Raw genomic sequence first — 26,902 nt, 5'->3', positions numbered from 1 at the left:
ATCCTTTAGAAAATATCTATTATTTTATCACGATAGAATCAAAAGGTGCATAGCCCTATTGCCAGAAAAATGGTAAAAATAAAGAGTGAAAGAATTTATTATAATTACATCGCTTTTATTTTCTCTAGTGACTCATGCAAATGATGAGACTTGCTCGCGCATTGCAGTAATTAATCAACAAGAAATTCTTATTGACCCAAGCTCATCTTTAAAAGGTGAAGGTCTTCGCTACCATCTTGAAAAAGATAAAGTGGCCCTAAGTTATCTAAATGATTATCAATCGCTACAAGAAGATATTTGGCGTCCTGCAATAATGGGTACTGTTGGATCAGGCCTTATCCTATCGGCTTTTCTAACAAACCCAAGTTCAAATACCAGGAGAAGTCTTATTGCTTCTGGTACCGTCGTTTTAATTCTTAATTACTTATTAACGAAAACAATTCAAACAAGTAATGAAGAGTTACTCTATAAGAGTATTGATGAGTACAATAAGAGACAAGAGCCAAAAATTTACTTGAAGTCTGATGACCAAATTAATACGCCCGAAGTTTATATAGAGAAAAGCTGGAGCTTCTAATGTTGGACAATAATGAAATCACTTGCCATGCGTGTCATAAGGCACTAGATCTTGAACCTGGACAAAAAATCTCATTAAAAGAGGAGTGTCCATATTGCTACGCTAGTGTTCATTGTTGTAAAATGTGCAAGTTCTACGACATTACAGCATATAATGAATGCCGTGAATCAAGTGCTGATCGCATTGTAGAAAAAGAAAAAGCTAATTTTTGTGACTACTTCGTCCTTAAGGGAGCTGGAGATGGTGACGATAGCAAGAATGATATTCTTGCCGCTGCAAACGCATTATTTAAATAAAGGAATTATTAATGGCAAATCCAATAACAAAACAAGGTTACGATATTATTCAAACTGAGCTTGACCACTTGATCAAAGTAGAAAGAGAAGAGCTTAAGGTAACAATTGCAGAAGCAAGAGAACTTGGCGACTTGAAAGAGAATGCTGAGTACCATGCTGCAAAAGAAAAACAAGGTGTTGTAGAAGGTCGAATCTCTCAACTTCAAGGTATCCTTGCACATTGTGAAGTAATTGATCCAAGTACGATCAAATCTGACAAAATTGTTTTTGGTGCAACTGTTACTATTTTAAATATCGAAACAGACGAATCACAAACGATTAAAATTGTTGGTGAGTCTGAATCAGATATGAAAAAAGGCTTAATCTCTTACAATAGCCCACTAGGTAAAGCACTAATTGGTAAAGAAGAAGGCGACGAAGTTGTTGTTCGTGCACCAAAAGGTGATATTGAATATGAGGTGGAGAACATTGAGTTCAAATAAGGATATCCTATCTACTCAAATTTCTGATCTCTACTCAAAGCCTACCAAAACTTTAGAAGCGCTTAATAAAAAAAATATATATACAATCAATGATTTGCTTTGGCTGATGCCAAGGCGAATCGTTAAGTTACCTGAGATTGCAAATTTTCAATATGCAAATATTGGTGACTTTTTTAGAGGACGTGGAACGATTGTTTCCATGCAGGCCAAGCCTAATTTTAAATCAAGAGGAAAAGGACGAGCGGTTCTTTTAAATATTGCTGTTACAGTTAAAGATGATCTTAGTGATAACTATATTACTCTTAAATGGTTTAATGCCTATCAATCGATTCAAAAGAAACTAGAACAACTAAAGCATCTTGAATTCTTAGGTGTCGTTTCTGTATTTAATGATTCGTTACAAATTGTGAATCCAGAGCTTTTTGAAATTGGTAAATCAGATTCCGAAAGTGGTTTACGTATTACCTACCCTACAATTGAAAGTGTTAAGTCTCATCATATTGAAAAGGTTTTCGATAAATTACCAAATGGATTTTGGGACAAAATTCCAGAAATAATCCCAAGTAATATTCTAGAAGACAAGGGCCTTCTCTCTCGCAGTATGGCCTTTAAATACCTACACGGAAGAGTTCCATCTAATGAATGGAGTCAAGACAAGTTTGATCAAGCAAAACGTCGAATTATTTATGAAGAATTTATCTATGATCAACTAAAGATCAAATTACGAAAAAATAAGAGAACGGAATTATCGAGGAAAAGCCTAAAGATTAGTTTAGATCAGATTCAAAAAGCAAAATCGCTCTACCCCTATCAGTTAACTATTGATCAAGATAAGGCTTTAGATGATATTGTATCTGACTTTTCAGGAACAACGCCAGCGATGCGATTAATTCAAGGAGATGTTGGTTGCGGAAAAACAACAGTTGCCGTCGCCTCAGCATACTTAATTCTTAAGACTGGTGGACAAGTAGCACTCATGTGCCCAACAGAAACACTAGCACTACAACACTTTCGTGAAATTGAAGAAATTCTTGGAAATGAATTTAAAGTGGAACTTTTAGTTGGAAGCACGAAAGCCAGTGAAAAGAAAAAGATTAACGAATCACTAGAGAGTGGAGATTGCGATATTGTCATTGGCACACATTCTTTATTTCAAGATAGCGTGAATTTTAAAAATCTTGAATTAGCGATTATTGATGAACAACATAAATTTGGTGTTGAGCAGAGAATCAAGCTAATGAAAAAAGGTGAAAATCCTCATTGCTTAATTATGTCCGCTACACCTATTCCACGCTCTCTAAGTTTAACAAAGTATGGCGATCTCGATATCTCGATAATTAAAACAATGCCAGGAGGTAGAAAGGGGCAGAAAACAAGGATTGTTACAAATGCCAACTTAAATAACTATTTGAGTTTTGTAAAAACAAGACTTGAAATGAAAGAGCAAGCTTATATCGTTGTTCCGGCCATTGAAGAATCAGAAAATGATGATATCAGAAACCTTGAACATACATACGAGCTATATAAACAATACTTTCCTGAATTTAGAATTGCTTACTTACACGGAAGAATGTCTCCAGATGAAAAACAAGCAGCTATAACAGACTTCAAAGAACATAAAACTGATATTCTAATTGCGACCTCTGTTATTGAAGTAGGTATTAATATTATCAACTCCACTATAATGGCGATTCTAAGCCCTGAAAGATTTGGACTAAGTAGCCTCCATCAAATGAGAGGACGTGTTGGAAGAGGAAATAAACCAGGCTTCTGCTTTCTTGTTACTGATAGAGAAATAACTCCTGACAGTATGCAACGACTACAAGTAATCGAAAAATATACTGATGGCTTTAAGATTGCGGAAGAAGATTTAAAAATACGTGGAGAGGGAGACTTATTTGGTCAAGAGCAATCCGGAGTTGTGACGCAAAAAAGATTGGCCAATATTGTACTCAACCAAGATATCCTCTATGAAGCGATTGAAGATATCAAAAAATACCCTAATGACTTTGATTCCATCATAAATTTTATGAACCATGATGAAAAAGTTTTCACTACGATTTAACTTAGCAAAAAACTCAGATCGAGTATAAAATAAAGCTATGATTCATCTTAAAGTATTAAAAACTAACGATCTACTATCTCTTGGAGAATATCAATTTCAACTACCAAGAGTTTATATTGGAAGCTCGGTTCACAATAATCTAATTATTGAAGACAAAACATTATCAAAAGAGCTTGGTGTTTTAAAGTCCATCGGCCATCACTTAGTTTTTGAAACAAGCTCAGCTTACAAAGTAAACTCTAAGTCAGTTGAAGGAATTATAAGATTAGAAAAAAATGATATTCTTGAATGCCAAGGTATACAGATACAAATAATAGAATTTCAAAAGAGTGATGAAAATGACTTTCAGGACTACTATAAATATCTTGAGCGTATTAAAGAAGAAGATCCTGCAAAATACGACTTTATTCAATCACTAGAAGAACATTACGTAACTTTAACTGGAAAATATGACAATGACCTCTTGGAGAAATAAAGCGAAGTATCACCAAGTTGATGAGACAACTAAGATTCAATATTGGACAAATATTGAAAACTTAGATGAAGAACATAATCAAGTTATTGTTTTTAACTATGGCCTTGTTTGTAATGTAAGACACTTTGTTTACCAAATTGATCACTTCGAAAAGCTTGGCTATAAAATACTTCTTCATGACTACAGAGGACATTACAAGTCAGAGACGACACAGGGAATTGAATCAATTACCTTCAAAAATATTATTAATGATATTAACTCATTAGTTCGTGCATTAAATATTAAAACAAGTATCCATATTGGCCACTCAATGGGAGTGAATGTAACACTCGACTATGCTCATAAATATCCTGAAGAAGTACAAAAAATTGTATTAATTTCTGGAACAATCTTTCCTCCTCAAGATGTCATGTTTGATTCTAATATAATTGATATGACTGAGCCTTATATCAAAGAACTTAAAGATAGATGGAAGTCACAATTTCAATTTATTTGGAAAAATGTTTATCGCAACCCTCTTGCAAGTGCATTAGTCTGGAATGGTGGATTTAATATAAAGAAAACAAATATTGAATTTGTTGAATACTATATGAAGAAACTTGGTGAACTTTCACCTGATATCTTCTTCCAACTCCTTGATCAAATGAGAGATCAAAAGATCATTAAAGAACTTGAAGAAATTAAAATTCCTACGCTAATTATTGGTGGGGATAAAGATAAGGTGATTCCAAATTATCTACAACAAATCTTACATGATAGCCTTAAAAACTCCGAACTATATATCATTAAGAATGGAAGCCATGTTCCACAAGTAGATTTTCCCGAATTCATCAATGAACGAATCGATCTATTCTTGGACTAAACCTTTGTGAATTAGAAGTTTTTTGAAAACACGATTCATTGCATAGATTCGTTGTGCTTTCTTATATTCACTGTGAGACGCCTCGCCTTCAGAATTAATTCTATAAGAAGTTTCATCAACAACTTGAACTTCAAAAGGATAGAAAAATCTAATATCTCTAGCAAGAGAAGAGAAGTCTAAACCTAGTAATTCCTTTGCAACTGCCGAATCTTCCTCTTTGGCTAACTTTCTTAACTTAAAGAACTCTGCCAAAAAAGGATTCTTATATTTTATAAGTTGGCGACAAGTGAATTGAACAGAACGATACTTTGTAGAAGAATGGAGATTATTCTCATTCTTTAAATTATCAAAGCTACATTCATCAATCTCTCTATTGACTGCTGACACAAATCTTTCTTCAGAAAGATTGTTTCTTAAGGCCATCTTCACTAAGCTTGAGTACTTAGTTCTAAAATGACTAATATCAAAGATTGTATTTAGAGATCTTGATGGCTTAATATTGTGAGGAGTAATAATATAATTACGAATCAAAAATTGAATCACTTTTAAAATATCTAATTTATTCTTCGTAACTAATCGTACTCCTACTCTATCAAATAATTCTTCCGCTACGTTTTCGGCCTTGTGGAGTAGCTTAATAATTACACTATCACGTGACTTCTTAGACTTTGTTTCAAAGTCCACTAAAGGAATTGAAATCTCTCCAGACTTTAAGAAAAGATTATTTTCTTGGTCGCGGTGAAGGTAGCGATAAAATTTATCAAATATTTGAGTTTGAATTTGATTAAAGTAGTTAGAACGTAGGTCTTTGTCTGCATGCAGAATTGTGTGCATTACTTTTAAAACAATTTCTGCCCACAATTGTTCTTCTACAGTGTGATCCGAATTACCAGTTGCCATTAAAAACAGGCCACTTATATCAGTAACAGTATAAAGAGAATTAGGTATCTCTAAATCAAGACCATCCGGTGTTCCATCTTTTAAAAAGTAACGTTTAATAAATTGGACGGCCTCTTGAAAATTTCCAAATAACTCCGCCCTTGAGACTGGATCTTCAGTATCAAGTCCGTAGCCTTTTAAGAATTTATTTACTTCTGTAATGTCATCTAATTTAGCTACAAAGAAGTTTGAGTCGAGTGCTGATTTACCACCAACAACAACATCAATTACATCCCAGTCAAAAATATAATTTTTTAAATAATCAGGTCGATTCATAAAGTTACTTTGTTCTATCGTTGAGTAATGCTACCATAAGCCCATGAAGACAGAAAATCAGCTAAAAAATACAAAAAAACTGACATTAAAGTCACTAACTGACTTAAGAATTCTATTTCTTACTTTTTTTGGAGCAGGACTAGCTCCTAAGGCCCCTGGAACTGTTGGAAGTTTAGTTACAATTATCCTTCTTTATTTTATCGGAAAGCTTAATGCGCCATTCTTCTTCTTCATTCCATTTCTCTTAATACTTACAATAGGCGCAGTGTTTATCACTGGTGTTATTGAAAAAGAATATGATTGTGTCGATCCTTCTTGGATAGTAATTGATGAAGTAATCGGGATTTGGATTGCGTCATTTTTTTTACAAGATCAAAGTTACGTAAGTTACGTAGCTATTTTTGCCCTATTTAGACTTTTCGATATCTGGAAAATAGGACCAGTTAAATACTTCGACAATCGCAAAGACGCTCTAGGAACAACATTTGACGATATCGCAGCGGGTCTTATGGCCGGAATCAGCTACATCCTTACTTTTAAATTGTTAGAATTTATCTCTTGACTTACGCAAAACTTACGCTAAAAATATTAATAAGCGAAAAGTAAAAAACTGGAATTCAGTTTTGTTGTGTTCATTAAATCCCCGCACTTAAAGGGAAGTTAAAAATACCGCTTTTTGCATTAGCTGATAGAAGATAAATTTGATAGAACTTATAAAAAAACACGGAGAGCTTATGGCCACAACATCTAACGAGAACAAGCAAAAAGCATTAGACCTAGCACTTTCAACAATTGAAAAACAATTCGGAAAAGGTGCAATTATGAAACTGGATACTGAAAATGGTCCAGAAAGAATTCCAGCGATTCCAACAAGCTGTTTAGGACTAGATCTTGCACTTGGTGTAGGAGGTGTTCCAAAAGGTCGTATCATTGAAATCTACGGACCTGAATCATCAGGTAAAACAACACTAACTCTTCACATTGCAGCAGAAGCGCAAAAGCAAGGTGGTACTGTAGCATTTATTGATGCTGAGCACGCACTTGATACAGTTTATGCTCAAAAGCTAGGTGTTGATATTCCAAATACACTTATTTCACAACCAGATAGTGGTGAGCAGGCCCTTGAAATTACAGATATGCTTGTACGTTCAGGTGCTGTTGATCTTCTTATCGTTGACTCTGTTGCTGCACTTACTCCAAGAGCAGAACTTGAAGGAGACATGGGTGATTCACACATGGGTCTTCAAGCAAGACTAATGTCACAGGCACTAAGAAAACTTACTGGATCAATTAATCGTTCAAATTGTACAGTAATTTTCATTAACCAACTTCGTATGAAGATTGGTGTTATGTTCGGAAACCCAGAGACAACAACAGGTGGTAACGCACTTAAGTTCTATTCTTCAGTAAGACTTGATATCAGAAGAACTGGTGCAATTAAAAATGGTGACGAAGTAATCGGTAACAGAACTAAAGTTAAAGTTGTTAAGAACAAAGTAGCTCCTCCATTTAAAGTTGTAGAATTTGATATTATGTACGGACAAGGTATTTCACAAACAGGTGACCTACTAGATCTTGCTGTTGCAAATAATATCGTTGGCAAAGCTGGTGCATGGTTCTCATATAATGATGCAAAAATTGGTCAAGGGCGTGAGAACTCAAAACAATACTTAGCTGATAATCCAGAGATTGCATTAGAAATCAAAAATAAGATTCTAGCTCTTCACGGACTAATCGAAGGTAACACTGTAGTTGATCAAACAACTGGTGAAATTATCGAAGATGAGCCAGTAATTGAAGAAAAGAAAACGAAGGCAAAATCTAAGTCTAAAAAAGTAGTACAATAAACAAATATAGCCCCTTAAGTTTCTATCCTATCGAATGATAGATATTAATATTAAGGGGCGCTCTTTCTAATGACTCTCAAAGAAACCATTGAAAAACTACCTCTAGACGACTCAGAAACGAAGTCTGAAGACATTCGCTCGTTTAAAAGAGCTTATCAATACTGCATCTGGCTTCTATCAAAGAGAGACTACTCAAGATATAAATTATCTCAAAAATTATACGAGAAAAAATACACTCCTTTCATAGATCAGCTACTAGATTTTCTAGAAGAATCTAAATATCTTCAAGAAGAACAATACATTCGTACACGTATTAAAACATTTATGTATAAAGGCTTAAGTAAGAGAAATATTCTCAATAAATTAAGGGCCGAACGAGTCGAACCTAGTACAGAGCTGATTGATGAATTATACGAAGAGTATCGATATACTGAAGATGGTCAACTAAGAGAGCTAATTAATAAGAAATTGCGTTCTAAAGGCGTTTCGGCCCTCGAAGATTTTAATTTTAAGCAAAAGTTGATACGCTTTCTTTTGTCAAAAGGACATTCATACGACAAAATTAATACTGAACTTAAAAATGTCCAAAATGATGAGGAAAGTAATGAGCAAAACTCCCCTTTTTAATTTTATTCTGATTATTCTGTTACTGCCTCTAGTATCTTGTAGAGTTGATAAAGATGATAAGAATACACTTCGATTTCCACTAACAGAATCGATCTCAACAATTGACCCCGTAAATGGCTATGACTCTGTTTCTATGTCAGTTATTTATCAAGGTTATGAACAATTATTCGAATATCACTATTTAAGAAAACCATTAAAGCTTGTGCCTCTTCTTGCTGAAGAAATGCCACAAGTTTCAGATGATGGACTTACATATACTATTAAAATCAAAGAAGGTGTGCAGTATCATGACCATCCTGCTTTCAATGGTCAGCCACGTTTTGTTGAAGCTCAAGACTTTATCAACCAAATTAAACGCCTTGCCTTTACTCCATATAGAAGTAATGGTTGGTGGCTCTTCGACGGTAGAGTTGTCGGACTTAATAAGTTTAGAAAAGAAGTTGGAAGTGATTTTGATAAGCTTCTATCTACTGATGTCGACGGACTTAAAGCAATTGATAAAAGAACATTACAAATCAAATTAATTGCACCATATCCACAAATGTTAAACGCTCTGGCAATGAGTTTTACTTCACCTATGCCAGCAGAAGTTATTAAGAAAGAAACATTTCTTGATGAGCTCATTGGTACAGGCCCATATAAACTAGATAAGTGGTTTCGCGGTTCAAAACTCTTTATGAGCCGTTTTGATAAGTATCATAAATCATTCTATCCAGGAAAAGGTGACCGCTTCGCTCATAGTAAGAACTTACTTACTGATGCAGGTAAGAGAATTCCATTCATTGATAAAATTGAATTCCATATCATTAAAGAAGCCCAAACAAGATGGCTACAATTTATGTCTGGGAAATTAGATTTCCTAAGAGTTCCAAAAGACAATTATCACTCACTTGTATCCCCTAGCGGTGAACTTACAGAAGACTTTCGTGATAAGAATATCACTCTTGATATTTTTTCGAGTTTCACATACTGGTGGTTCTCATTCAATATGAAGGATCCAATCGTTGGAACAAATAAGAATCTAAGGCTTGCTATTGCACATGCTGTAAATGTTGAGAAGTATATTAAAACTTTTACAAATAATATTGGATTAAAAGCTAACTCAATTTATCCTCCAGGAATTCCTGGATATGATCCATCAAGAAAACTTCCATATTCTTATAACGTAGAGAAGGCCAAGGAATATCTAAGGAAGGCCGGATATCCAGATGGAAAAGGACTTCCAACTCTTGTTTACGATACAAGAGCATCTTCTACAACTCAAAGACAACGAGCAGAGCTTCTTAAACAAGATCTTGAGAAAATTGGAATTAAAATGAAAATCCAATTGAATACTTTTCCTGCGTTCTTGAAGAAATCAAAAGAAGGTAAATTACAAATATGGCTAGATGGTTGGACTCTTGATTATCCAGATAGCGAAAATGTACTACAACTTTTAACAACGAAGAACCAAGCTCCTGGACCAAACGTATCAAATTACTCTAATTCAGATTTTGATAAAAAATTTGAAAGTATTAAAGTAATGAACGATAGCGATGAGAAATATCTACTTATGTCACAGGTAGAGGATATTGTTCTAGAGGACCTTCCTTGGGTACTTCTGTACTACTCTCGTGATTATATTGTTTACCATAACCGACTAAAAAACTTCAGATATAACGACCTAGTTGTTAATAAAGTTAAATACTTAAGACTAAAGTAGTTAATAAGCTTGTTATTTTGGGGGAATATATTTCCCCCAATTTCCGTTAAAAACGCCCCTATCATTTTTTACCTCATTTTTCCGAATAGTAGATCAGTATGCTTGCAAAGTGTACTACTGCAACAAAGGAAGTAATGAATGAAAACTCTTGCACATTTCATACTCGTCATCATCGGAATCCTATTTCAAACGCAAGTTATCGCGAATGGCTACATGATCTATTCTGTGGAACATGAATTACCTATGACCAATGACGTACAAGAAATTCAAAAGAACTACTATGTGAACCTTGGAGAAAAACAAGGTATAAAAAATGGAACGTTACTCGATGTATACCGAGTCGTTATTTTAAATGATCCATATGACCGAGAGAAGCGCTACCGTCATAAAATGAAGGTTGGCCAGCTCGAAGTAATTCATCACGACTCAGATACTTCTATTGCGATTACTAAGAACTTTAATGACAAAGATAGACAGCCAATTCTAGATATTCCTGCCTTTATGGTTGGTGACCAGGTTAATGTAAACCTTAATTAGAACGCTCATGGAGCAGAAATCTTCTTTCTTTTAGAAGCTCTATCTGCTCTTTAATCGCCTTTGTCGCCTTCTTCTGTCTTCTTATTATATCTTCATCTCCACCTTGCTCTTCTAATAGCTTTAAAACTTTAGCGGCCATTCCATCCGCGATTGCAAGCTTATTAGACATTTCGTGCAGAAACTTCCTTTCTTCTAAGGCCAGTTCGACTATTGTAGAATTATCCATTATTCACCAAAATATTTATAACTTAACACTTCACCAAAAAGTGTCTTTGATTCAATTTTTATAATATCAATCTTAAAAATATAGTAACCAATTGCCAAATCACATGGACCATTTTTAAAAATTAAATCAATTTTTCTTAATATATTGCCTGCACAGACGCCACTGAACTTTCTTTGATAATGTTTAACAGATTTTGAGACGGCCTGTTGTTCAATAAATATAAATAATTGCTTCTTCATATAGAATGTAATTTGCAAGTAAAATGCTCAACAATTGCAACCTAAGTTACTTAAATCACGTGAGACATATTCCTGTATTTCTAAATATTTTAAATATTTAGGCCCAATCTCTAGACAAAAACAGCGCTTTGTCCTATAAAAATAACTTAAGTCACATTTAATTTTTCGGAGTGCACAAAATGGCAAGAATTACGATTGAAGACTGTTTAGAAAAAGTTGAAAACCGTTATGAGTTAGTACACCTAACAGCTAAGCGAGTTAAGCAACTAAGAGATGGTGCAGACCAACTTGTTAAAAGTAAAAATAAAGATGTTGTTACAGCACTTAGAGAAATTGCAGCTGGTAAAGTTAAGCATGCTCCAGTAAGTGAGTACGACTCAGACGAATTCTAAGTCGAATTCTAATTTGAATTTAAATTTTTTCATATAAGAAAGGCCCTCCATGAGGGCCTTTTTTATTACTTAAACTTTGGCTTAAATTTTGGAATCGCAATTTTTAGAACTTCATCAAAATGCGCAACCGGATAAAATTTCATTCCCTTTCTATGTCTTTCAGGAACTTCTTTTAAATCCTTCTCATTATCTATAGGTAGAATAATATTTGTAATACCAGCTCTCTTAGCTGCTAATACTTTTTCTTTAATACCACCAACTGGAAGTACCTTACCTGTAAGTGATAACTCACCAGTCATTGCAAGATTACTCTTAATTGTCACATTATGTGCAAGAGAATAAAGGGCCAATGCCATTGTAATACCTGCTGAAGGACCATCTTTAGGAGTTGCACCTGCTGGAAGGTGAAGGTGAACTTCTCTTTCAGAAAGGAAGTCTTCCATCTCATCTTCTTCATTTTCATCAGAAACTTTTCTCTTTGGTTTCATCTTGAAATACTCATCCATTTCATTTTGAAGAAGTTGTTTAACATAACTATAAGCAAGGTTAGCTGACTCGTTCATTACATCACCAAGCTGACCAGTTAACTTAAACCCTTTACCGTTTAATGAAAGAGTTTCGATATAAAGAATATCTCCACCATAACCAGTCCAAGCTAAACCAGTAGTCATACCAGGACAAAGCTTCTTAAGGGCCTTTTCACTTTGGTAGCGAGCAGTTCCTAGAATATCTTCTAGCTCCGTAGGTTTAGGATTGAATACCTTATGTCTCTTTGCCTTAACTTTTTCAAGTGCAGCACGACGACACATTTTAGCAATCATTTGCTCCATAACACGAACACCAGGCTCACGAGCGTAGTCTTCTATAAGCTTCTTAAGAGTAGCTTTTGATAAACTGATGTCTTTCTTTTCTAAACCATGCTTTTTAATTTGCTTTGGAATTACCCATTTAGAGGCAATTGAAAGCTTCTCTTCCATCGTATAACCACTAAGTTCAATGATTTCCATACGATCTAACAATGGTTCTGGAATATCACCAATGTAGTTTGCTGTAGATATAAAAAGTACTTTTGATAAATCAAAAGGAACATCTAGATAATGATCGATGAATGTATGATTTTGTTCTGGATCTAAAACTTCTAATAATGCTGAAGCTGGATCACCCTGAAAAGATTGTCCAAGTTTATCAATCTCATCAAGCATGATTACTGGGTTATTAACCTCAACACGTTTCATTGCTTGAATTAAACGACCTGGCATCGCTCCAACATAAGTTCTTCTATGTCCTTTAATCTCTGCTTCATCTCTCATACCACCAAGAGAGAAACGATAGAACTTACGTCCTAGAGATTCAGCAATAGATTTCCCCATAGATGTCTTACCAACACCTGGAGGACCTGCAAGACATAGAATTGTTCCATCAAATTGTGGCTTAAGCTTACGAACAGCTAAGAACTCCATGATTCTTTCTTTTGCTTTTTCAAGGCCATAGTGTTCTTTTTCAAGAATCTTTTGCGCCTTATCCATATCTACATAATCATCAGTAGACTTAGACCAAGGAAGGTCTACAATCCAATTTAGGTATGTACGTGTTACGTTATACTCAGGAGAAGAGTCTGGAATTACTTCTAATCTCTCTAACTCTTCATTTACAGACTGAAGAACTTCTTCAGGAAGCTTTGCTTCAAGAACTCTCTCTTTAAGCTTGCTAATATCACGGGCCTTATCATCTTCTTCAAGCCCAAGCTCAGATTTAATTACTTTAAGCTGTTCACGTAAGAAGTATTCTCTCTGATACTTATTTACTTTATCGTTAACTTCGTCTGAGATTTTCTTTTGAATATCTGCAACATCTTTTTCACGCTTTAGATAAACAAGTAGTTTTCCAAAACGCTTTTTAACAACAAGAGTTTCTAAAAAGTCTTGAGCTTCTGGAATATCAAGTGATAATGCAAAGGCAACTAAGTCAGCAAGTGCACCAGGAGAAGAAGAGTTAATCATTGCAAGCTTCATCTCTTCGTTGAAGTATGCGTTTACTTCACTAAGCTTTTTAACCTGATTAATGATAGAACGAGTGTATGCATCTAGTTCTTCATCTTCCTCTAAAATATCATCAAATACTTCATACTTTGCACGTAGTAATGGTGATTGTTCATAGATATTAGATGCACGATATCTCTTAATACCGTGAACTAAAACGTTAACTGACCCATCTGGCAGCTTTAGTCTTTTTACAACTTTACAAAGAACACCTACTTTATAGATATCTTTTGAAGTTATTTCTCTTGAATCAAGATCTTCTTGAATCGTAGGATCAATCTCTCCTTCTTCATTCTTAAGATCATTTTTAACCAAGTTAAGTGCAAGGTAACCACTCTTGATTAGATACTCATCTAATTCAGCAGTAAACTTGTCTTCAGTTAAAATAATTGGTGCAATCATTCCCGGAAAAATCGGGCTATTCATAATAGGTATGATTACAACATCTTCAGGAAATTTTTCATCCCCTGCTGAGTCTTTAATTTGCACGTTGTACTCTTCGTATTCATTCATAATAAATCACACCTACTTTTTAATATCGATTACTAATCGACCTGGATTTTTTAATGTAAAAACATCAATTGAATGTTTTCCATCGATAACAAGTTCTGCAGAGAGTGTATCGTCTCCTACAGGATAAAAATCAACTTTCTTCACAAGCTTAGAAGTTCCAAATGAACCAACTTTCTTATTAAGTTTTGTTTTAAAAAAATCTACATAGATCTTATTCTCTTTTTCTGACTTATATCCATAAACTCTTGGAGCTTCATTTGTTTCAAAGTCGAATACCAATCTTTCAAATCCTCTTGAGCTACCATTTCCATGACGAATTGATTTCAAGACAGAATTGGTATTACTATTTGTCGAATGAAAGATTCCTTTGTTAAAAAAGATTGATCTCTTCTTATCCGGAATTTTGCGAATTCTTTCGTTTAATAAATCTTGTGAATAGGCCTTGTGACCCAGTGAAAAAACTGTGATTAACAAAAGTACTTTTAATAGATTCATATTTACCTTCCATGGGATAATTAGTTAAATTTTACTAAATTGCGCGTCAAAAATGAATAGTAAATTTAGATAATTAGACTTTTGATTTTCTTAACTGTGCCGCACCAAGTAATCCAAAAAGAAGTGCTAACCAATAGATGTGAATTTTATATTCGTTTGATTCTGAAGAGTCGTTGAGTGAAGCTATTTTTCTTCCACCCTTTTTCTTATGAAAAATATCCTTATCAGTTCCAATCCCTTTTAATCCTTCGCCATAAATACTGCTGATCCACAGATTAAATGTACTGAATGAATTTGAACCAAACTTTGGGTTATCAGGAAATGCTTGAGAGATGACTGCTTCTTCACCACTTCGTCCAATTACATTATAGACACCAAGTCTTTCATTTAGAGGATAAAAGTCATATTCGCCTTTTCTCAAGAGTACGATATAACGGCGACCTTCAACGAAACGAGGTCGTAATTTATTAGGATACTCAATCCCCTGCCAAGTCCCACCATCGTAGACAAAGCTGAAGGAATTCTTATTCATCAATTGTCGACTTCCTAAACCTACAGATTTTTCTAATTTAAACGAGACATTCGTAACAACGGAGCCGTTGCTTAACTTTTTAGGGAAGCTTCCCTGATAAATTCCCATAATAATCGCATTTGATTCTGAGAGTTGCTTACTCAACGGAATTTGGAATAACTCTTGTGCCGAAACATTCACAGAAAAAAGAAAAGAAATAGTGCACAACAAGAACTTTAACATACTGTTCTTATCGGATAATACTCTTAATACTTTAGCATTTTAATCAAGCTCTATCGTATTGAAATTACTAAAAATTTCATGGTTATCGAGTAAAATTAGCGTATTCCCCTGTCTTGTTAACCCCTCAAGTAATTCACAGATTGAATTCAGTTCATTAATTGATAATCCGTAAGAGATATTCGTTAGAACAATAACAGAATTCTTTACCTTCTTATCAATGGCCTTAAGAAGTTTTACACGCAAGCGCTCTCCACCAGATAGCGACGGAATGATACGATCAAGAGTTAGGTAATCGAGATTTAATAACTTTAAATATTCAATTGTTCTCTTAATTTTCGGCGTCGTTGGAATTGACTCAAACAAAGTTGATATGGGTGTTTTACAAGCATCAATAATTGTATATTTTCCATCAGTGATAGTTGCGTAGAATTTTTTTAAACCTGTTCCACCACACTCATCACAATCGAATGTTACATCTTCAAGAAATTGCATATCTATTTCTTGAATACCCTTTCCTTCACAAACAGCACATTGTCCTAATTTACTATTTTTAGAAAAGTGACCTTTTTCTAGTCCAAGTGATTTTGAGACAGGTAGCTTTGAAAAATAGTTTCTGACATGACCACTTAAATCGAGAGCCGTTCCAACAGTAGAGCGACTTGTTGATTTTTCAATCCTTGTTTCATAAATAAAGATATTTTCAATCCCCTCAGGATAACTTAAACCATCTATTTCATAAGAAGTTTCAAAGTCATATTTTTCATTAAAGATATCTTCATTTAACTCATTAAAGAGTGCATTAATAACAAGTCTCTTATCAAATGAATCCATCTGAGTTTTCACTTGATTAATTGTACCGACTTGAAATTTGATCTCATTATATCTAAAGCCTTCAAACTCAATATTTTTAAAGATAATCTCCTCATCAGATAGAGATTTTTTAGAAACTTTCTTTTTAACTGTTTCTAGTTTCGGAAGTTTATGAGCAACAACTTCACCACCTAAATGGCCTGCTCCAGGTCCAATAACAATATTATGGTCACTTCCTTGTTGTAAGACTCTACTATGTTCAACCATTACTACAGTATTATTTGAAGATAGTTTTTTTAGAAACTTCAGTAAAACTTTCTGCTCTTCAGAATTCATTCCAAGACTAGGCTCATCAAGTACAAACAATGAACCACTACCTTGAAAACTTAAATAGCGTACTAGAAGTGATTTTTGATATTCACTAGTTTCTAGTGATTTAAGTTTTGTCATCAAAGGGAATTGCCCTAGACCTAATTCTATTGCAATTTCTAACTTGGCCAATATTTTTTTTACGATCGTCTCATTCTTATCCACGAATATATTTTCATATAGCTCTTCAATAGTGAGAGATAAACATTCTCCATATGAATTTATATTCTGTAAATTTCCACGGTGATGAAGTGCACTTGGGGAAACCCTTCTACCTTCACATAAGTGACAACACTTTTCACTCTGAAGTGATCTCAAAAAGATTCTAGCAGAACGCTTGTATCTTTTTTCTTCAAGGCCATAAAGAAAGTTTAAAACACCATAAAAGCGTCCACTTCCTTTCATTAAAATATCTTCGATCTCCTCTTTAACATCGCAAAAACGACTGTCAGGAGAGATGCCTACTTTTTTAATTTCTGCTACAAAGTATTTATAATGATCATTATATTTTGAGTATTCTAAGAAAGTTATTGCACCATCTGATATTTTTTTCTTTGGATATTTAACAATTTTATTAATGTCATAACTTAGTGTCGATCCATAACCCTTACACTCAGAGCAAGCACCAACACCATTGTAAGGAAGCAAGTCACTAATCTGACGTGCACTTCTCAATTCTTCTTGCGAACATTTAGGGCAATAAGCGCTAGTGTTTAAATTGAAGTGTTTTAACAAATCTTGACCTGCAAGAAAAACACTTAACTGAGATACAGCATTATTTTTTATAAGCTCAGCCCACTTTTTACGAAATTGATTCATACTCTTCGGTTTAATTCTAAAAATTTCCCATTGAGAGTCTTCTTTATCAAATTCTCGAATAGTTGAAGTTTTAGAATCAAAACTTCTAGCAGGCATACCATTAATATTCTCAAGATAATGGTCTTTGCCAATAAGAACATGAATGACTTTACAGTCATCACTCACGGATTCATTAATTTCAGTCTCAACTTGTGAAAGTCCATCAACAAACTCATCACCATGGATCAAGCATTTTGTGGAAAAAGGCTCAAAATATAATTGGGCCAATTCGTAACTAATCTCTAACTGGTCGGCCATATTTAATCGCGAACCAACTATTGGATTATTTTGTGCCAAACTCCAAACAGGAAGCACTGGTGAAATACTATCAACTTCTGCACTTGTTGGAACTCTTTCAAAAAAATTCATTGAAGAAGGAAGTGAATTTAAAAATCTTCTCTTAGACTCATTTGCCAATGTATTAAAAACTAAAGATGACTTTCCTGAACCGGATACACCTGAAACACAAGTGATCTTATTAATTGGAAATTCAACATCAATATTTTTTAAATTATTAGTTCTTACGCCTTTAAGCTGAATGGATTTTGCCATAAGGATTTATAGCATAGAAGAAAAGTTTTTGGTAGGCCCATGAATAAACAAGGCCCACAAAAGTGGGCCCCGCATATATTCGAAAATATTGTAAGATAAATCTTAACGCTTCGAGAATTGGTACTTTGCTCTTGCACCTTTCTGACCAGCTTTTTGTCTTTCAACTTTTCTTGGATCTCTTGTAAGGAATCCAGCTGATTTAAGCTCGCCTCTAAGTGCAGCATCAATCTTAAGAATTGCTCTTGCAACACCAAGACGAACAGCACCCGCTTGACCAGTAGTTCCACCACCAGTTACGTTGATTTTTAGATCATATTTGTCTGCAAGCTTAAGTAGGTTTAGAGGTTGGTTAACAACGTATCTATCTGTACCTTTTGTGAAGTACTCTTTGATATCTCTATTATTAACAACAACTTTACCAGTCCCTGCAGCCATGTAAACTCTAGCAACTGAAGATTTTCTTCTACCAACTGCCTGTGAATCCCAAGTTTTTCCTTTAGCCATAATAATAACCTCTTACTAGAATTTGTATTCTACTGGTTTTTGAGCTTCATGTGCATGCTCAGATCCAGCAAAAACCTTAAGTTTTGTTAATTGTTTTCTACCTAGAGAATTCTTAGGAAGCATACCTTTAACAGCGCTCATAAGAATCGCTTCTGGCTTTCTTTCTAATTGTTCTTTAGCAGTTCTTTCTTTAAGTCCACCAGCATACCCTGTGTGTCTGTAGTAAACTTTATCGTTCCACTTATTCCCAGTAAATCTAACTTTTTCTGCGTTAATAACAACAACAAAATCACCAGAATCTGTATGAGGAGTGTACTTTGGTGAGTTCTTCCCTCTTAATACATTAGCGATTTCAGTTGCTAAACGTCCAACTACCATATCAGTAGCATCAATTAAGTGCCATTTTTTGTCAGCGTCTGCTGGCTTCAACACAAATGATTTCTCAGTGTACATAGTAACCTTCCACTTTAATAATGTTAAAAATCAATAAAACGTAAACGCATCATCAGAATAAAATGATTTGTTTACAACACTTAAGGACCTAAAGGCCCATAATTCCGTTGTTTGTGGGGTAACGGGTTTCGGCAGATATTAAACAATTTGTCCCAATAAAACAATGGGAAATTGTTATTTTTTTGGCCATGCGTAATATTTTCTTCGGCCATAAGGCACTGAAAATACGTTTTTTATTAGAATTGGCCAATTGTGATGTGAAAACGGCCAAAAGAGTCGCCCCCGATGCGATCTAATTTCACTCCGTAGTCAAAATCTAGAGAGCCAATTGGTGTAAAAAACTTGAAGCTCATACCAACAGATTTCAGTAAGTCAAAATTATCAATTTTATCAACAAATACTCGCCCTGCATCAAAAAATACAGCAATAGCAGAATAGTCACCAATATAATATCTTGGCTCCAGTCTGAAGTTTACAAAATATGCCTCACCTCTAACTGTTGTGTCATTAATATAACTACCGTCATTAAGTCTTCCACTCTCTAGATCGCTATACCCACGCAAATAATCACGTCCAATTAAACGAAATACCTTTAATGGAGGAATATAGCCTGTAGTCATTGGTTTTCCATCTGAATCAATAATTACATTACCGCTACTATCTTTAACGATGTCACTAGAAAAGTTATGTTCATATCCAAGTGCTATTGAAGTCGCTAAAGTAATATCACCCATAGGTATATAGTTAAAATTTCTAACAACTGCCTTATGGTAATCAATCGTTAAATCTTCACTTTCTTGAGAACCTAAATAAGGATTAGCAAATTCCCAAGAAAAGTTAAACCATGAGCCCTTCTTTGGAAGTGTTTTATTGTCTCTAAAATCTAAAGTCAGCTCAGGTCTAATTGCACCAATAATATACTTATCTTCATCAATAGCATCCGTTGCATCAAATTGCCTGATATTATCAAATTCATATGTAAGACTCATCGATAAGACATCAGAGAATGTCTTTATAAGTTGAGGTGAAAAACTAATAATATCAGCGTCAAAGTCAGAATATCTTTTCCTTTCATATCGTGCAGTGGCCTTAAAAGTTACCTTCGAATTAAATAGATCGTAAAATAAATAAGGCTCTACATATTGAAACTGTACTAGCCCTTCTAAAAGCTTTCTAGAATCCTGTTTTCTACGGTCATCAAGATATGAAAAGTCAGTTCTCCAGTTAGTCTGCGCCTTGAAGATAAAAGAACGGTTCATTCCATTAAAGTTGTTATACGAAATAGTTGAAGAAAACTTTAGACCAAGATCAGTACGAAAACCTGGGGCAATTTCAGCAAGCCCAAAATCCTTTTCAGTAACTTTGATAACAAAGTTCAAATACTTTTCAGTAGGAGAAATTTCCTCTCCAACAAATGAAGAGATATTTACGTTCGAAAATAAGCCTAACTCTCTTAATCGTGCAATAAAATCATTCATCGCCTTTGGTGTAACGAGATCACCACGAACAAGAGGAAGCTCTCGTCTAATTACGACGTCCTTAGTTGCTGAATTACCTGTTACAATGACATTCCCTAAGTAAGTTTTTACACCTAGGCCAAACTTGAGATTAAGTTCAATTTCATTAGTTGCTGAGTTAACATTTACAATTTTCTTAGGTCGCTTTTCACTATAAGAACTAAAATAATAACCTCTAGTCTTTAGAGAGATTAGCGCATTTTTCAAATCTTCATCTATATGTACAACGTTGAATGGCTTACCTATTTTATTTTTTAAAACATCTTCTATAAAATATTTAGCCTCTTCATCCTCAATGCCCTCGATATTTATCTTACTTAAAATATACTGTGCACCTTCCGAGATTGAAAAAGATACTACTGCAGCATCGCCACCATCTATAAAGTCAACTTTAGGTTTTTCTATATTTACAAAAATATATCCATCTTTAACGTATAACTCTTTTATTTTTTCAGAAGCATTTTCTAGTCCTCTTTCATGAAGATAGTCTGCTTTGAGTAAGTCAGAGTCTGTTTTATAATAAATATTTCTTAGTCGTTTATTGTCTTTATAGTGATTTCCGTTAAAGTTTACTTGTGAAACTGTAACCTTTCGACCTTCATTAATCGTGAAGTATAGATTTAAAATATTATTTCCATTTAAATCAAATCCCTTCGCTTCCGTAAGTTTAGACTTTGCATAATAGTAACCATTTTCACGATAGAAATTTACAATATGTCGATTGAGAGAAATATCATCAAATCTTCCCTTATTGTTTTGTATATACTTCTTAACATGAGAAAGTAGATCATTATGATTGAGTCGGTAATTATTATGAAAATTAACACCAAATCTAGAACCAAGTTCGATATTAAAAATTAACTCATAATTCCCATTGTTCAAAACTTTAAGTTCTTCTTTTACACGCGATAACCAAAAGCCATCCCTAATAAGCAGAGTACGATACTCCTGCAGCATTTTTTTATAATTAGTAAAATCTAGAGAAGTACCTCTTATACGATGCCAGAACTTTTCTGACTCTTTAAGCTTCACGCCAAATAAACCATTAAGCCTAATTTCTTCTAATCTTCTAATTTCATTCTTCAAAAGATTTAAAGTAAGCTTCACCCCTTCTTGATTTAACTCTTTAGTAATGGTGCCTACTTTAGAACCTTTTTTAAAGTATTCCTTACCGATTGCCTTAAGTCCCTCTTGTGCAGTTGTCTCATCAAAATAGTCACCTTCTTTCAAATTAAAATCATTTTTTATACGACGATTAAGAACAGAGTCTGTTCCCTTAACATATACTGATAAAATTCGAGGCTTAGTCTCTACAACAATATTAAGTCGCCCTTTTTTAACTTCATAAAAGAATGTTTTATAGTATGGCTTTGCTAGTTCAAATTGAATCACTCTATTTAACTCCTCACGAGTTAAATCTTTGCCTTCATACTTTTTGAAGCTTTCGATAATATATAAACACTCCTCACGTCCAGTACAATCAATATCAACATTTTTGATATTAATTGATTCGGCTCCAAAAACTGGAGTGATTAGAAGAAAGAATGTGGCTATCAATCTTAGAATGACCATTTGTATTTTATATCGGCTCCTACAGAGCCATCTGTCCCTTCTTTATTGTTTGTATCATCTTCACTTTCAAAAATTCCTTCAATCGAAAGTTTGTCACTTATGCTGTAATCAACATTAATTGATTGCTTATTACTTTCACTATCAAAAGTATTGGAAAACTTTAAATTAATATTGTCATTCACTTTTTTCGTTATCTGTAGTTTAGTAGCAGTTTTAACTGATTGCTCAGATTTTGTAGCTTCTTCAATAGGACTATCCGAACTTTCAGTAAATTCAGGTAATACACTCAATTTCAACCCGAGTGCAGCATCTAAACCTTCGTTGATATTAAGTTGATCAACTAAAAAGGTTCCAATCCCAATTGTTGTTAAGTTTGTTCTTTGACTATCTTCTAAGTTCTGTGAGAAGTCTGAAGTTACACCTAAAGTTAATAATGAGAAGATATTATCTCTTGAAAGAGAAGGGGTTGATTCTAGATTAATAGAGATATCATCTACTGAACCAGTTATTCCCATTTCAATGTCATACTGACCAATTGTTGAATTCGCTAAAAGGTTTAATGTAATTGGATCCATATTCTCTTCTTTAGTAAAGTACACAACTCCTTCAGAAAGAATAAAATCATTTCCTCTAAATTTAAACTTACTAAGACCTGGAACAATGATAAGTTGACCTTGCATAGCCGGGTTTGTGAACTGGCCATCAATATGTAAGTCTCCCGCAATTAGTAAATCAGCTAAGCGGTTTCTTAAACGGACAGTTTCCTTTACACTTAAATCAATATCGAGATTAATAAGATCTGGAATTCCTCTTTGATTTTGAGTGATATACTTACTTAAACTTTTATTGAATTCAGAGGAAGATTTAAAATCATTAAATTCGTTTTCAATAAGTCCACCATTAACAAATACACTTCCTTTAATTAAATAAGGAAAACCTCTTCCACTCAGAGTTAAGTTTCCATCTGTATTAACGATAGATCGAGATTCAACTTGATAACCTACATTTGTATAATTTGAAGTTATATATACTTCAGGAAACGGAAAATTAGCCTTAATGTAACCAGAAAGATTAAAATCTCCTGAACCAATTTCGCCACTTAAATTATTTATTAGGATTTTTTGATCACGGTATGCACCAACTCCATTAGCATTTGATATTTCTAACGGAACACTTTTAAGCTTTAATCCAAAATTAGAAGTGCTAAGAGAATGTGATAGGTCATATTTTTTTCGATTACCAACAATAATCCCCTTTCCTTTGATTGATCCTAAAATCCTTTCAATCTCACTAGTAAGTAATGTTAGATAACTTAGATTAATATCTAACTCTTGAACTAATTGAAAGTTAGTATCAACATTACCACTTCCTGACAATTGATAGTATCCTCCGGATCCACTGAGAGAGAGACCTAATTGTTTAATTTCAGATTGTTCTATCTCTATTGAAGTTGGCCTTCTTAAAGTTAAGGATCTTCCATAATTACTTATATGAAACTGAGTTAAATTCATGATAGAACTGACGGGTTTATCAGGATTGAAGTCATAAGACAGTTGACCGCTCATTTGTACAAAACCATTAAGCTCGTTGTTAAAAGAATTGTGCTCAGAAATAAATGCAAGAGATGGTTTAATATCAGGCATATCAACTGCATAATTCAAAATAACTTTAGGTTGTGATTTACTAAAATCTAGCTCACCATCAATATGTATTCCTTGATTAAGAATATTAGTATTAAAATTAATGATCTTATCAATGAATTCAAATTCTAACTCAGAAGCTCCAATTTCTTGGTTTCCGATCTTGGTTTCCGTTAAATATGCGTTACCTTTTCCTTTTAAAACACCATTTCTTTTTGCATCAATACTTGCAGAGAAATAACCATTATACCCAAGGCCAAGATCACGATATCGATATAAATCACTTAATTTAATTGGAGTCGTAATAAATGAAATTTTTTCGAATCCATTTTTGAAATTGTAAACAAAGTCAGCGGATGCACTTGAACGATTCTTCTTTATTATTGCATTTTTTACTTCGACTTCCCTATTCGAGACAATTAGTTCTAAAGATATATTGTCAATAGGCTCTTTATAAGCACTTACTTTATCTGAATCTATTTTCAACTTAGTTACTAAATTTGAAAAATTTCCAGATAGATTTACATCAGCATTAAAAACACCTTCAAGTGGTGTGGTATATACCTTAACATCTTCCCATATAGGTTTAATATTTCTATGTAGAAGACTTAGGTCAACACTCTTCATTTTAATATTTAAATCGACATTTTCTTTTTCTAAATTTACGACACCATAAATATTAGACTGTCCATTTGTTGTATTATTTAAACTATCAACATAAATGATATTTTCGTTAATTGAATACTTAAGATTTGCTTTGGATTTCTTCTCAAGCAAGAAACCAAAAACATCAACATACTCAACATCTGATGAGTTCACATCAATTACAACATTATCAGTTCCCTTTATAGAAATATCAAAGTCGCCATGTCCTTTTGCAACCCCAGCAATTTCACCACCAAGATCTGATATCGAGAAGTTCTTTGCTTTAATATCAAAGTCAACAAGATTACCTATTACTGAACCTTTCCCATTTAACAATGAATTATTAGTTTTAGCATTAACACTTATATTAAAATCACGTCCTGCTACTATATTTAAGTTCTCTAGGCTAATGTTAGAAAAATTTATAATGTTATCACTACTTGGTCTTAAAGTTAAGTTAGTGATTGAGATAGGACTATTCTTAAAGGTATCGACTAAGACTTCACCAGAATTATTCATTCTCAATAAAACCTTTCCATTAGCTCGGCCCTTTAAAAGGACAAAATCCTCGCCTAGAAAATATAAAATATCATTGAGATGAAGATTAGTTGTTTCAACAACGACATCATTATCAATAACTTTGTCAGAATTAAAATTTAACACTAATTCATCAGCTACTTTAACTTTTCCACTATTCACTTCACCAGTGAAATTTCTAATCGTTAACTTGTTATTATGAAAAGAGTGTTTCGTTTTAAAAGAATCAAGATTTACATAATCAGAATGTATATTACTACCATTAGTAAAACCACTAACGTATATATCCTTCTTATCAACAGCACCTGTGATAGTCGATTTCCCTTCTATTACGCCATCAATATTTATATTGTATTTTCTTTTTATGTCCTCAAAACTATCAAAGTTTATTTTGTAATCGATATCGGAATGAACTTTCTTACTGCTAAATTCATATTTTCCTGATCCGCTAATTTTAGAATCTTTAATGAATATATATCCATTTCTGACACGAATATTGTTTTCAACAATTTCAGCGTCAAGATAAAGATTATCGACTACAGCACCTTCCCACTTAACATTTTCAATATCAAGAAGGATGTCATAACTATACTCAAATGGACTAAGTGCTAGGTACTTGATCGGTATATTTAATTTATTTTCAGCAATATAAAAATCAGAGTTTTTAATTTCAATCTTGTTAATTTTAAAAGGTAATTGGTTAGTAACATTGGAAAGAGTATTAAAAATACTTACTTGAGAATTATCATCTTCACTCTTTTCTAATTTCTCTAGAACAACATAACCATCACTAAATTCAACAGAGTTAAATCTTATATTTGATGAGAAAAGACTTAAAAGAGAAAATGCTGCTGAAACATCCTTTACCTGTACTTCAAGTTCATCTCTTACTTTGAAATTAACATCCTCTAAAATAGTTCGAGGAGGGAAAAATCCACCCGAAACTCTAGTGAAAGAAAGAGACATATTTGAATCAATGATTACATTTTTATTAATATACTCTGTTAGTAATGTTGATACATATTTTGACTGTATAAAACGCCAGGCTCCTACCGTGAGAAGTCCAAAGACAAGAGTAAATATAATCAGAAATTTATTTACAAATCTCATCTCTTTAACATTACCTCAACATTCCTATAGCCTGGACTTAAACGATTAACAATAACTGCCATAAAGAAAGCTCGTTCATTATTTCCAAGTCGCTTATAAGCTGCAGCCATTTCAAATAGAGTATTTACATATTCAGTTTTAGACTCACAGCCATCAATTAGTTTTTCTCTTAATTCTACTAACGATAGCAACTCATCTTTCCTATTTGGAGGTAGATACAACGCCTCAACATAATCCCTGTTAAATACGTGCTCTTTCGTATTCTTAGTATGTTCTTCTATACCTGTATAATCTTTCAAATAATGATTAATCGCTCTAATCAAATCATTATCGTCTGAACGTTTAACATAGTTGTATAAAACATCTTGAAATTCTTCAGACTCAAAAAATAGAGGAATGATCTTGAATAGGGATTCAATAAACATCAAAGGATCTATTAAGTTAATATCATTCACTAACCTTTTTCTAATGGCCGATATTTGAAAATATATTTCAGGGTTTTTAACAGCAGTAATTGTTGTGATGATATTAGAGATATCTTCCTTTAACTCTTGGCCACTTATTAATTTAATGTACGATAATAAATCATTTGAATATGTAATATCAAAGTGCGTGAATATTTTTGTTAATTCATTTAAGCGATTAATTTTTTTTCTTTTTATCAAGTAAGTAGTGAGGCTACTAATTTCTAAAAATAATTTTTGAACTTTTCCAGTGGAGTGAAAAAATAAAATTTTTGAGAGTGAGTCTAGATAAAAAACATCAATTGAAGATTGCTCTTCATTATCAATACGATTTGATTCTAAAAAAATAATAAGCTCTTGAGTGTTACTCATTACCTTTTCAAATTCATATTTTGTCATTTCGGTTGTGTTATTTGACACATTTCCTCTGGTATATAAATACAACTAACTATCTAAAATTATTATATCAAATAATTATTTTAATTAATGTTAAGCGTACTTTTTACCACAGAAAGACATGGATTAGAG

Annotated in this window: 24 protein-coding genes; 12 read left to right on the top strand and 12 right to left on the bottom strand. The window is 33.4% G+C overall.

The window, feature by feature from the left end:
* The first annotated feature begins 85 nt into the window (after positions 1-85).
* The 6 genes from ABMA70_RS10160 to ABMA70_RS10135 are packed head-to-tail and all read left to right on the top strand — an operon-like array spanning position 86 to position 4,757.
* On the top strand, positions 86-577 hold the full coding sequence (locus ABMA70_RS10160) for a hypothetical protein (RefSeq protein ID WP_103218435.1): 492 nt from the start codon (positions 86-88) through the stop codon (positions 575-577).
* A complete protein-coding gene (locus tag ABMA70_RS10155; RefSeq protein WP_103218436.1) occupies positions 577-873 on the top strand; it encodes a hypothetical protein in 297 nt (98 codons plus the stop codon). Before ABMA70_RS10160 ends, ABMA70_RS10155 begins: the two co-directional genes overlap by 1 nt.
* Before the next feature lie 11 nt (positions 874-884).
* Complete coding sequence (gene greA, locus ABMA70_RS10150; protein ID WP_392993748.1) at positions 885-1,355, top strand: transcription elongation factor GreA; 471 nt, start codon at positions 885-887, stop codon at positions 1,353-1,355.
* Positions 1,342-3,420, top strand: a complete 2,079-nt coding sequence (locus tag ABMA70_RS10145; protein WP_392993751.1) for an ATP-dependent DNA helicase RecG — start codon at positions 1,342-1,344, stop codon at positions 3,418-3,420. The genes greA and ABMA70_RS10145 overlap by 14 nt, the downstream gene beginning before the upstream one ends.
* Positions 3,421-3,457: 37 nt before the next feature.
* Positions 3,458-3,895, top strand: coding sequence for a hypothetical protein (locus ABMA70_RS10140; RefSeq protein WP_392993753.1), 438 nt, complete (start codon positions 3,458-3,460; stop codon positions 3,893-3,895).
* Entirely contained in the window at positions 3,876-4,757 is an 882-nt protein-coding gene (locus ABMA70_RS10135) for an alpha/beta fold hydrolase (RefSeq protein WP_158246904.1), read from the top strand. The genes ABMA70_RS10140 and ABMA70_RS10135 overlap by 20 nt, the downstream gene beginning before the upstream one ends.
* Here ABMA70_RS10135 and ABMA70_RS10130 read toward each other — a convergent pair.
* Positions 4,743-5,972 (bottom strand): TIGR04552 family protein, encoded by a 1,230-nt coding sequence (locus tag ABMA70_RS10130; protein WP_103218441.1) that lies wholly within the window; start codon positions 5,970-5,972, stop codon positions 4,743-4,745. The two genes, ABMA70_RS10135 and ABMA70_RS10130, sit on opposite strands and share 15 nt — an antisense overlap.
* Before the next feature lie 43 nt (positions 5,973-6,015).
* On the opposite strand from ABMA70_RS10130, the gene ABMA70_RS10125 reads away from it, so the two are divergent.
* The 5 genes from ABMA70_RS10125 (at position 6,016) to ABMA70_RS10105 (ending at position 10,685) form a co-directional block, all read left to right on the top strand.
* A complete protein-coding gene (locus tag ABMA70_RS10125; RefSeq protein ID WP_103218442.1) occupies positions 6,016-6,534 on the top strand; it encodes a phosphatidylglycerophosphatase A in 519 nt (172 codons plus the stop codon).
* A gap of 172 nt (positions 6,535-6,706) precedes the next feature.
* Positions 6,707-7,819 carry a recombinase RecA gene (gene recA / locus ABMA70_RS10120; RefSeq protein ID WP_103218443.1) on the top strand — a complete coding sequence of 371 codons (1,113 nt, stop codon included), beginning with the start codon at positions 6,707-6,709 and terminating at the stop codon, positions 7,817-7,819.
* Positions 7,820-7,888: 69 nt separating this feature from the next.
* On the top strand, positions 7,889-8,446 hold the full coding sequence (locus ABMA70_RS10115; protein WP_103218444.1) for a regulatory protein RecX: 558 nt from the start codon (positions 7,889-7,891) through the stop codon (positions 8,444-8,446).
* The gene (locus ABMA70_RS10110) at positions 8,424-10,148 is read left to right on the top strand and encodes an ABC transporter substrate-binding protein (protein ID WP_158246905.1); all 1,725 of its coding nucleotides are present in this window, start codon (positions 8,424-8,426) and stop codon (positions 10,146-10,148) included. Before ABMA70_RS10115 ends, ABMA70_RS10110 begins: the two co-directional genes overlap by 23 nt.
* A gap of 138 nt (positions 10,149-10,286) precedes the next feature.
* Complete coding sequence (locus ABMA70_RS10105) at positions 10,287-10,685, top strand: hypothetical protein (RefSeq protein WP_103218446.1); 399 nt, start codon at positions 10,287-10,289, stop codon at positions 10,683-10,685.
* On the opposite strand, the gene ABMA70_RS10100 is transcribed toward ABMA70_RS10105, so the two are convergent.
* Positions 10,678-10,911 (bottom strand): hypothetical protein, encoded by a 234-nt coding sequence (locus tag ABMA70_RS10100; RefSeq protein WP_392993760.1) that lies wholly within the window; start codon positions 10,909-10,911, stop codon positions 10,678-10,680. The two genes, ABMA70_RS10105 and ABMA70_RS10100, sit on opposite strands and share 8 nt — an antisense overlap.
* Positions 10,911-11,150 (bottom strand): hypothetical protein, encoded by a 240-nt coding sequence (locus tag ABMA70_RS10095; RefSeq protein ID WP_103218448.1) that lies wholly within the window; start codon positions 11,148-11,150, stop codon positions 10,911-10,913. Before ABMA70_RS10095 ends, ABMA70_RS10100 begins: the two co-directional genes overlap by 1 nt.
* A gap of 179 nt (positions 11,151-11,329) precedes the next feature.
* Here ABMA70_RS10095 and rpoZ point away from each other — a divergent pair, with 179 nt between their 5' ends.
* Positions 11,330-11,542 (top strand): DNA-directed RNA polymerase subunit omega, encoded by a 213-nt coding sequence (rpoZ, locus tag ABMA70_RS10090; RefSeq protein WP_103218449.1) that lies wholly within the window; start codon positions 11,330-11,332, stop codon positions 11,540-11,542.
* A 65-nt stretch (positions 11,543-11,607) separates the two neighbouring features.
* Here rpoZ and lon read toward each other — a convergent pair whose 3' ends face one another.
* From lon to ABMA70_RS10045, 9 genes are all read right to left on the bottom strand, one after another.
* Positions 11,608-14,094 carry an endopeptidase La gene (lon, locus tag ABMA70_RS10085; RefSeq protein ID WP_103218450.1) on the bottom strand — a complete coding sequence of 829 codons (2,487 nt, stop codon included), beginning with the start codon at positions 14,092-14,094 and terminating at the stop codon, positions 11,608-11,610.
* Between the two features lie 12 nt (positions 14,095-14,106).
* Positions 14,107-14,589, bottom strand: coding sequence for a hypothetical protein (locus ABMA70_RS10080; protein WP_103218451.1), 483 nt, complete (start codon positions 14,587-14,589; stop codon positions 14,107-14,109).
* 73 nt (positions 14,590-14,662) lie between these two features.
* Positions 14,663-15,343, bottom strand: a complete 681-nt coding sequence (locus ABMA70_RS10075) for a hypothetical protein (protein WP_393022194.1) — start codon at positions 15,341-15,343, stop codon at positions 14,663-14,665.
* A gap of 39 nt (positions 15,344-15,382) precedes the next feature.
* Complete coding sequence (locus ABMA70_RS10070) at positions 15,383-17,932, bottom strand: hypothetical protein (RefSeq protein ID WP_392993768.1); 2,550 nt, start codon at positions 17,930-17,932, stop codon at positions 15,383-15,385.
* Between the two features lie 102 nt (positions 17,933-18,034).
* Positions 18,035-18,436 (bottom strand): 30S ribosomal protein S9, encoded by a 402-nt coding sequence (rpsI, locus tag ABMA70_RS10065; protein ID WP_103218454.1) that lies wholly within the window; start codon positions 18,434-18,436, stop codon positions 18,035-18,037.
* A 15-nt stretch (positions 18,437-18,451) separates the two neighbouring features.
* Complete coding sequence (gene rplM / locus ABMA70_RS10060) at positions 18,452-18,889, bottom strand: 50S ribosomal protein L13 (protein ID WP_103218455.1); 438 nt, start codon at positions 18,887-18,889, stop codon at positions 18,452-18,454.
* Positions 18,890-19,125: 236 nt separating this feature from the next.
* Positions 19,126-21,978, bottom strand: coding sequence for an outer membrane protein assembly factor (locus ABMA70_RS10055; protein WP_392993773.1), 2,853 nt, complete (start codon positions 21,976-21,978; stop codon positions 19,126-19,128).
* On the bottom strand, positions 21,966-25,910 hold the full coding sequence (locus tag ABMA70_RS10050) for a translocation/assembly module TamB domain-containing protein (RefSeq protein WP_392993776.1): 3,945 nt from the start codon (positions 25,908-25,910) through the stop codon (positions 21,966-21,968). The genes ABMA70_RS10055 and ABMA70_RS10050 overlap by 13 nt, the downstream gene beginning before the upstream one ends.
* Positions 25,907-26,794, bottom strand: a complete 888-nt coding sequence (locus tag ABMA70_RS10045; RefSeq protein WP_146037874.1) for a hypothetical protein — start codon at positions 26,792-26,794, stop codon at positions 25,907-25,909. The genes ABMA70_RS10050 and ABMA70_RS10045 overlap by 4 nt, the downstream gene beginning before the upstream one ends.
* Positions 26,795-26,902 lie beyond the last annotated feature (108 nt).

This window comes from Halobacteriovorax sp. XZX-3, assembly GCF_043196495.1.
Lineage (GTDB): Bacteria > Bdellovibrionota > Bacteriovoracia > Bacteriovoracales > Bacteriovoracaceae > Halobacteriovorax_A.
This window is presented reverse-complemented; position numbering and strand designations above follow the sequence as displayed.

Bases quoted from the DNA above. Each gene is read 5' to 3' on its own strand.
- ABMA70_RS10155 (WP_103218436.1), top strand. From the start codon at position 577: ATGTTGGACAATAATGAAATCACTTGCCATGCGTGTCATAAGGCACTA.
- greA (WP_392993748.1), top strand. From the start codon at position 885: ATGGCAAATCCAATAACAAAACAAGGTTACGATATTATTCAAACTGAG.
- ABMA70_RS10140 (WP_392993753.1), top strand. From the start codon at position 3,458: ATGATTCATCTTAAAGTATTAAAAACTAACGATCTACTATCTCTTGGA.
- ABMA70_RS10135 (WP_158246904.1), top strand. From the start codon at position 3,876: ATGACCTCTTGGAGAAATAAAGCGAAGTATCACCAAGTTGATGAGACA.
- ABMA70_RS10130 (WP_103218441.1), bottom strand. From the start codon at position 5,972: ATGAATCGACCTGATTATTTAAAAAATTATATTTTTGACTGGGATGTA.
- ABMA70_RS10125 (WP_103218442.1), top strand. From the start codon at position 6,016: ATGAAGACAGAAAATCAGCTAAAAAATACAAAAAAACTGACATTAAAG.
- recA (WP_103218443.1), top strand. From the start codon at position 6,707: ATGGCCACAACATCTAACGAGAACAAGCAAAAAGCATTAGACCTAGCA.
- ABMA70_RS10115 (WP_103218444.1), top strand. From the start codon at position 7,889: ATGACTCTCAAAGAAACCATTGAAAAACTACCTCTAGACGACTCAGAA.
- ABMA70_RS10110 (WP_158246905.1), top strand. From the start codon at position 8,424: ATGAGCAAAACTCCCCTTTTTAATTTTATTCTGATTATTCTGTTACTG.
- ABMA70_RS10105 (WP_103218446.1), top strand. From the start codon at position 10,287: ATGAAAACTCTTGCACATTTCATACTCGTCATCATCGGAATCCTATTT.
- ABMA70_RS10100 (WP_392993760.1), bottom strand. From the start codon at position 10,911: ATGGATAATTCTACAATAGTCGAACTGGCCTTAGAAGAAAGGAAGTTT.
- ABMA70_RS10095 (WP_103218448.1), bottom strand. From the start codon at position 11,150: ATGAAGAAGCAATTATTTATATTTATTGAACAACAGGCCGTCTCAAAA.
- rpoZ (WP_103218449.1), top strand. From the start codon at position 11,330: ATGGCAAGAATTACGATTGAAGACTGTTTAGAAAAAGTTGAAAACCGT.
- lon (WP_103218450.1), bottom strand. From the start codon at position 14,094: ATGAATGAATACGAAGAGTACAACGTGCAAATTAAAGACTCAGCAGGG.
- ABMA70_RS10080 (WP_103218451.1), bottom strand. From the start codon at position 14,589: ATGAATCTATTAAAAGTACTTTTGTTAATCACAGTTTTTTCACTGGGT.
- ABMA70_RS10075 (WP_393022194.1), bottom strand. From the start codon at position 15,343: ATGTTAAAGTTCTTGTTGTGCACTATTTCTTTTCTTTTTTCTGTGAAT.
- ABMA70_RS10070 (WP_392993768.1), bottom strand. From the start codon at position 17,932: ATGGCAAAATCCATTCAGCTTAAAGGCGTAAGAACTAATAATTTAAAA.
- rpsI (WP_103218454.1), bottom strand. From the start codon at position 18,436: ATGGCTAAAGGAAAAACTTGGGATTCACAGGCAGTTGGTAGAAGAAAA.
- rplM (WP_103218455.1), bottom strand. From the start codon at position 18,889: ATGTACACTGAGAAATCATTTGTGTTGAAGCCAGCAGACGCTGACAAA.
- ABMA70_RS10055 (WP_392993773.1), bottom strand. From the start codon at position 21,978: ATGGTCATTCTAAGATTGATAGCCACATTCTTTCTTCTAATCACTCCA.
- ABMA70_RS10050 (WP_392993776.1), bottom strand. From the start codon at position 25,910: ATGAGATTTGTAAATAAATTTCTGATTATATTTACTCTTGTCTTTGGA.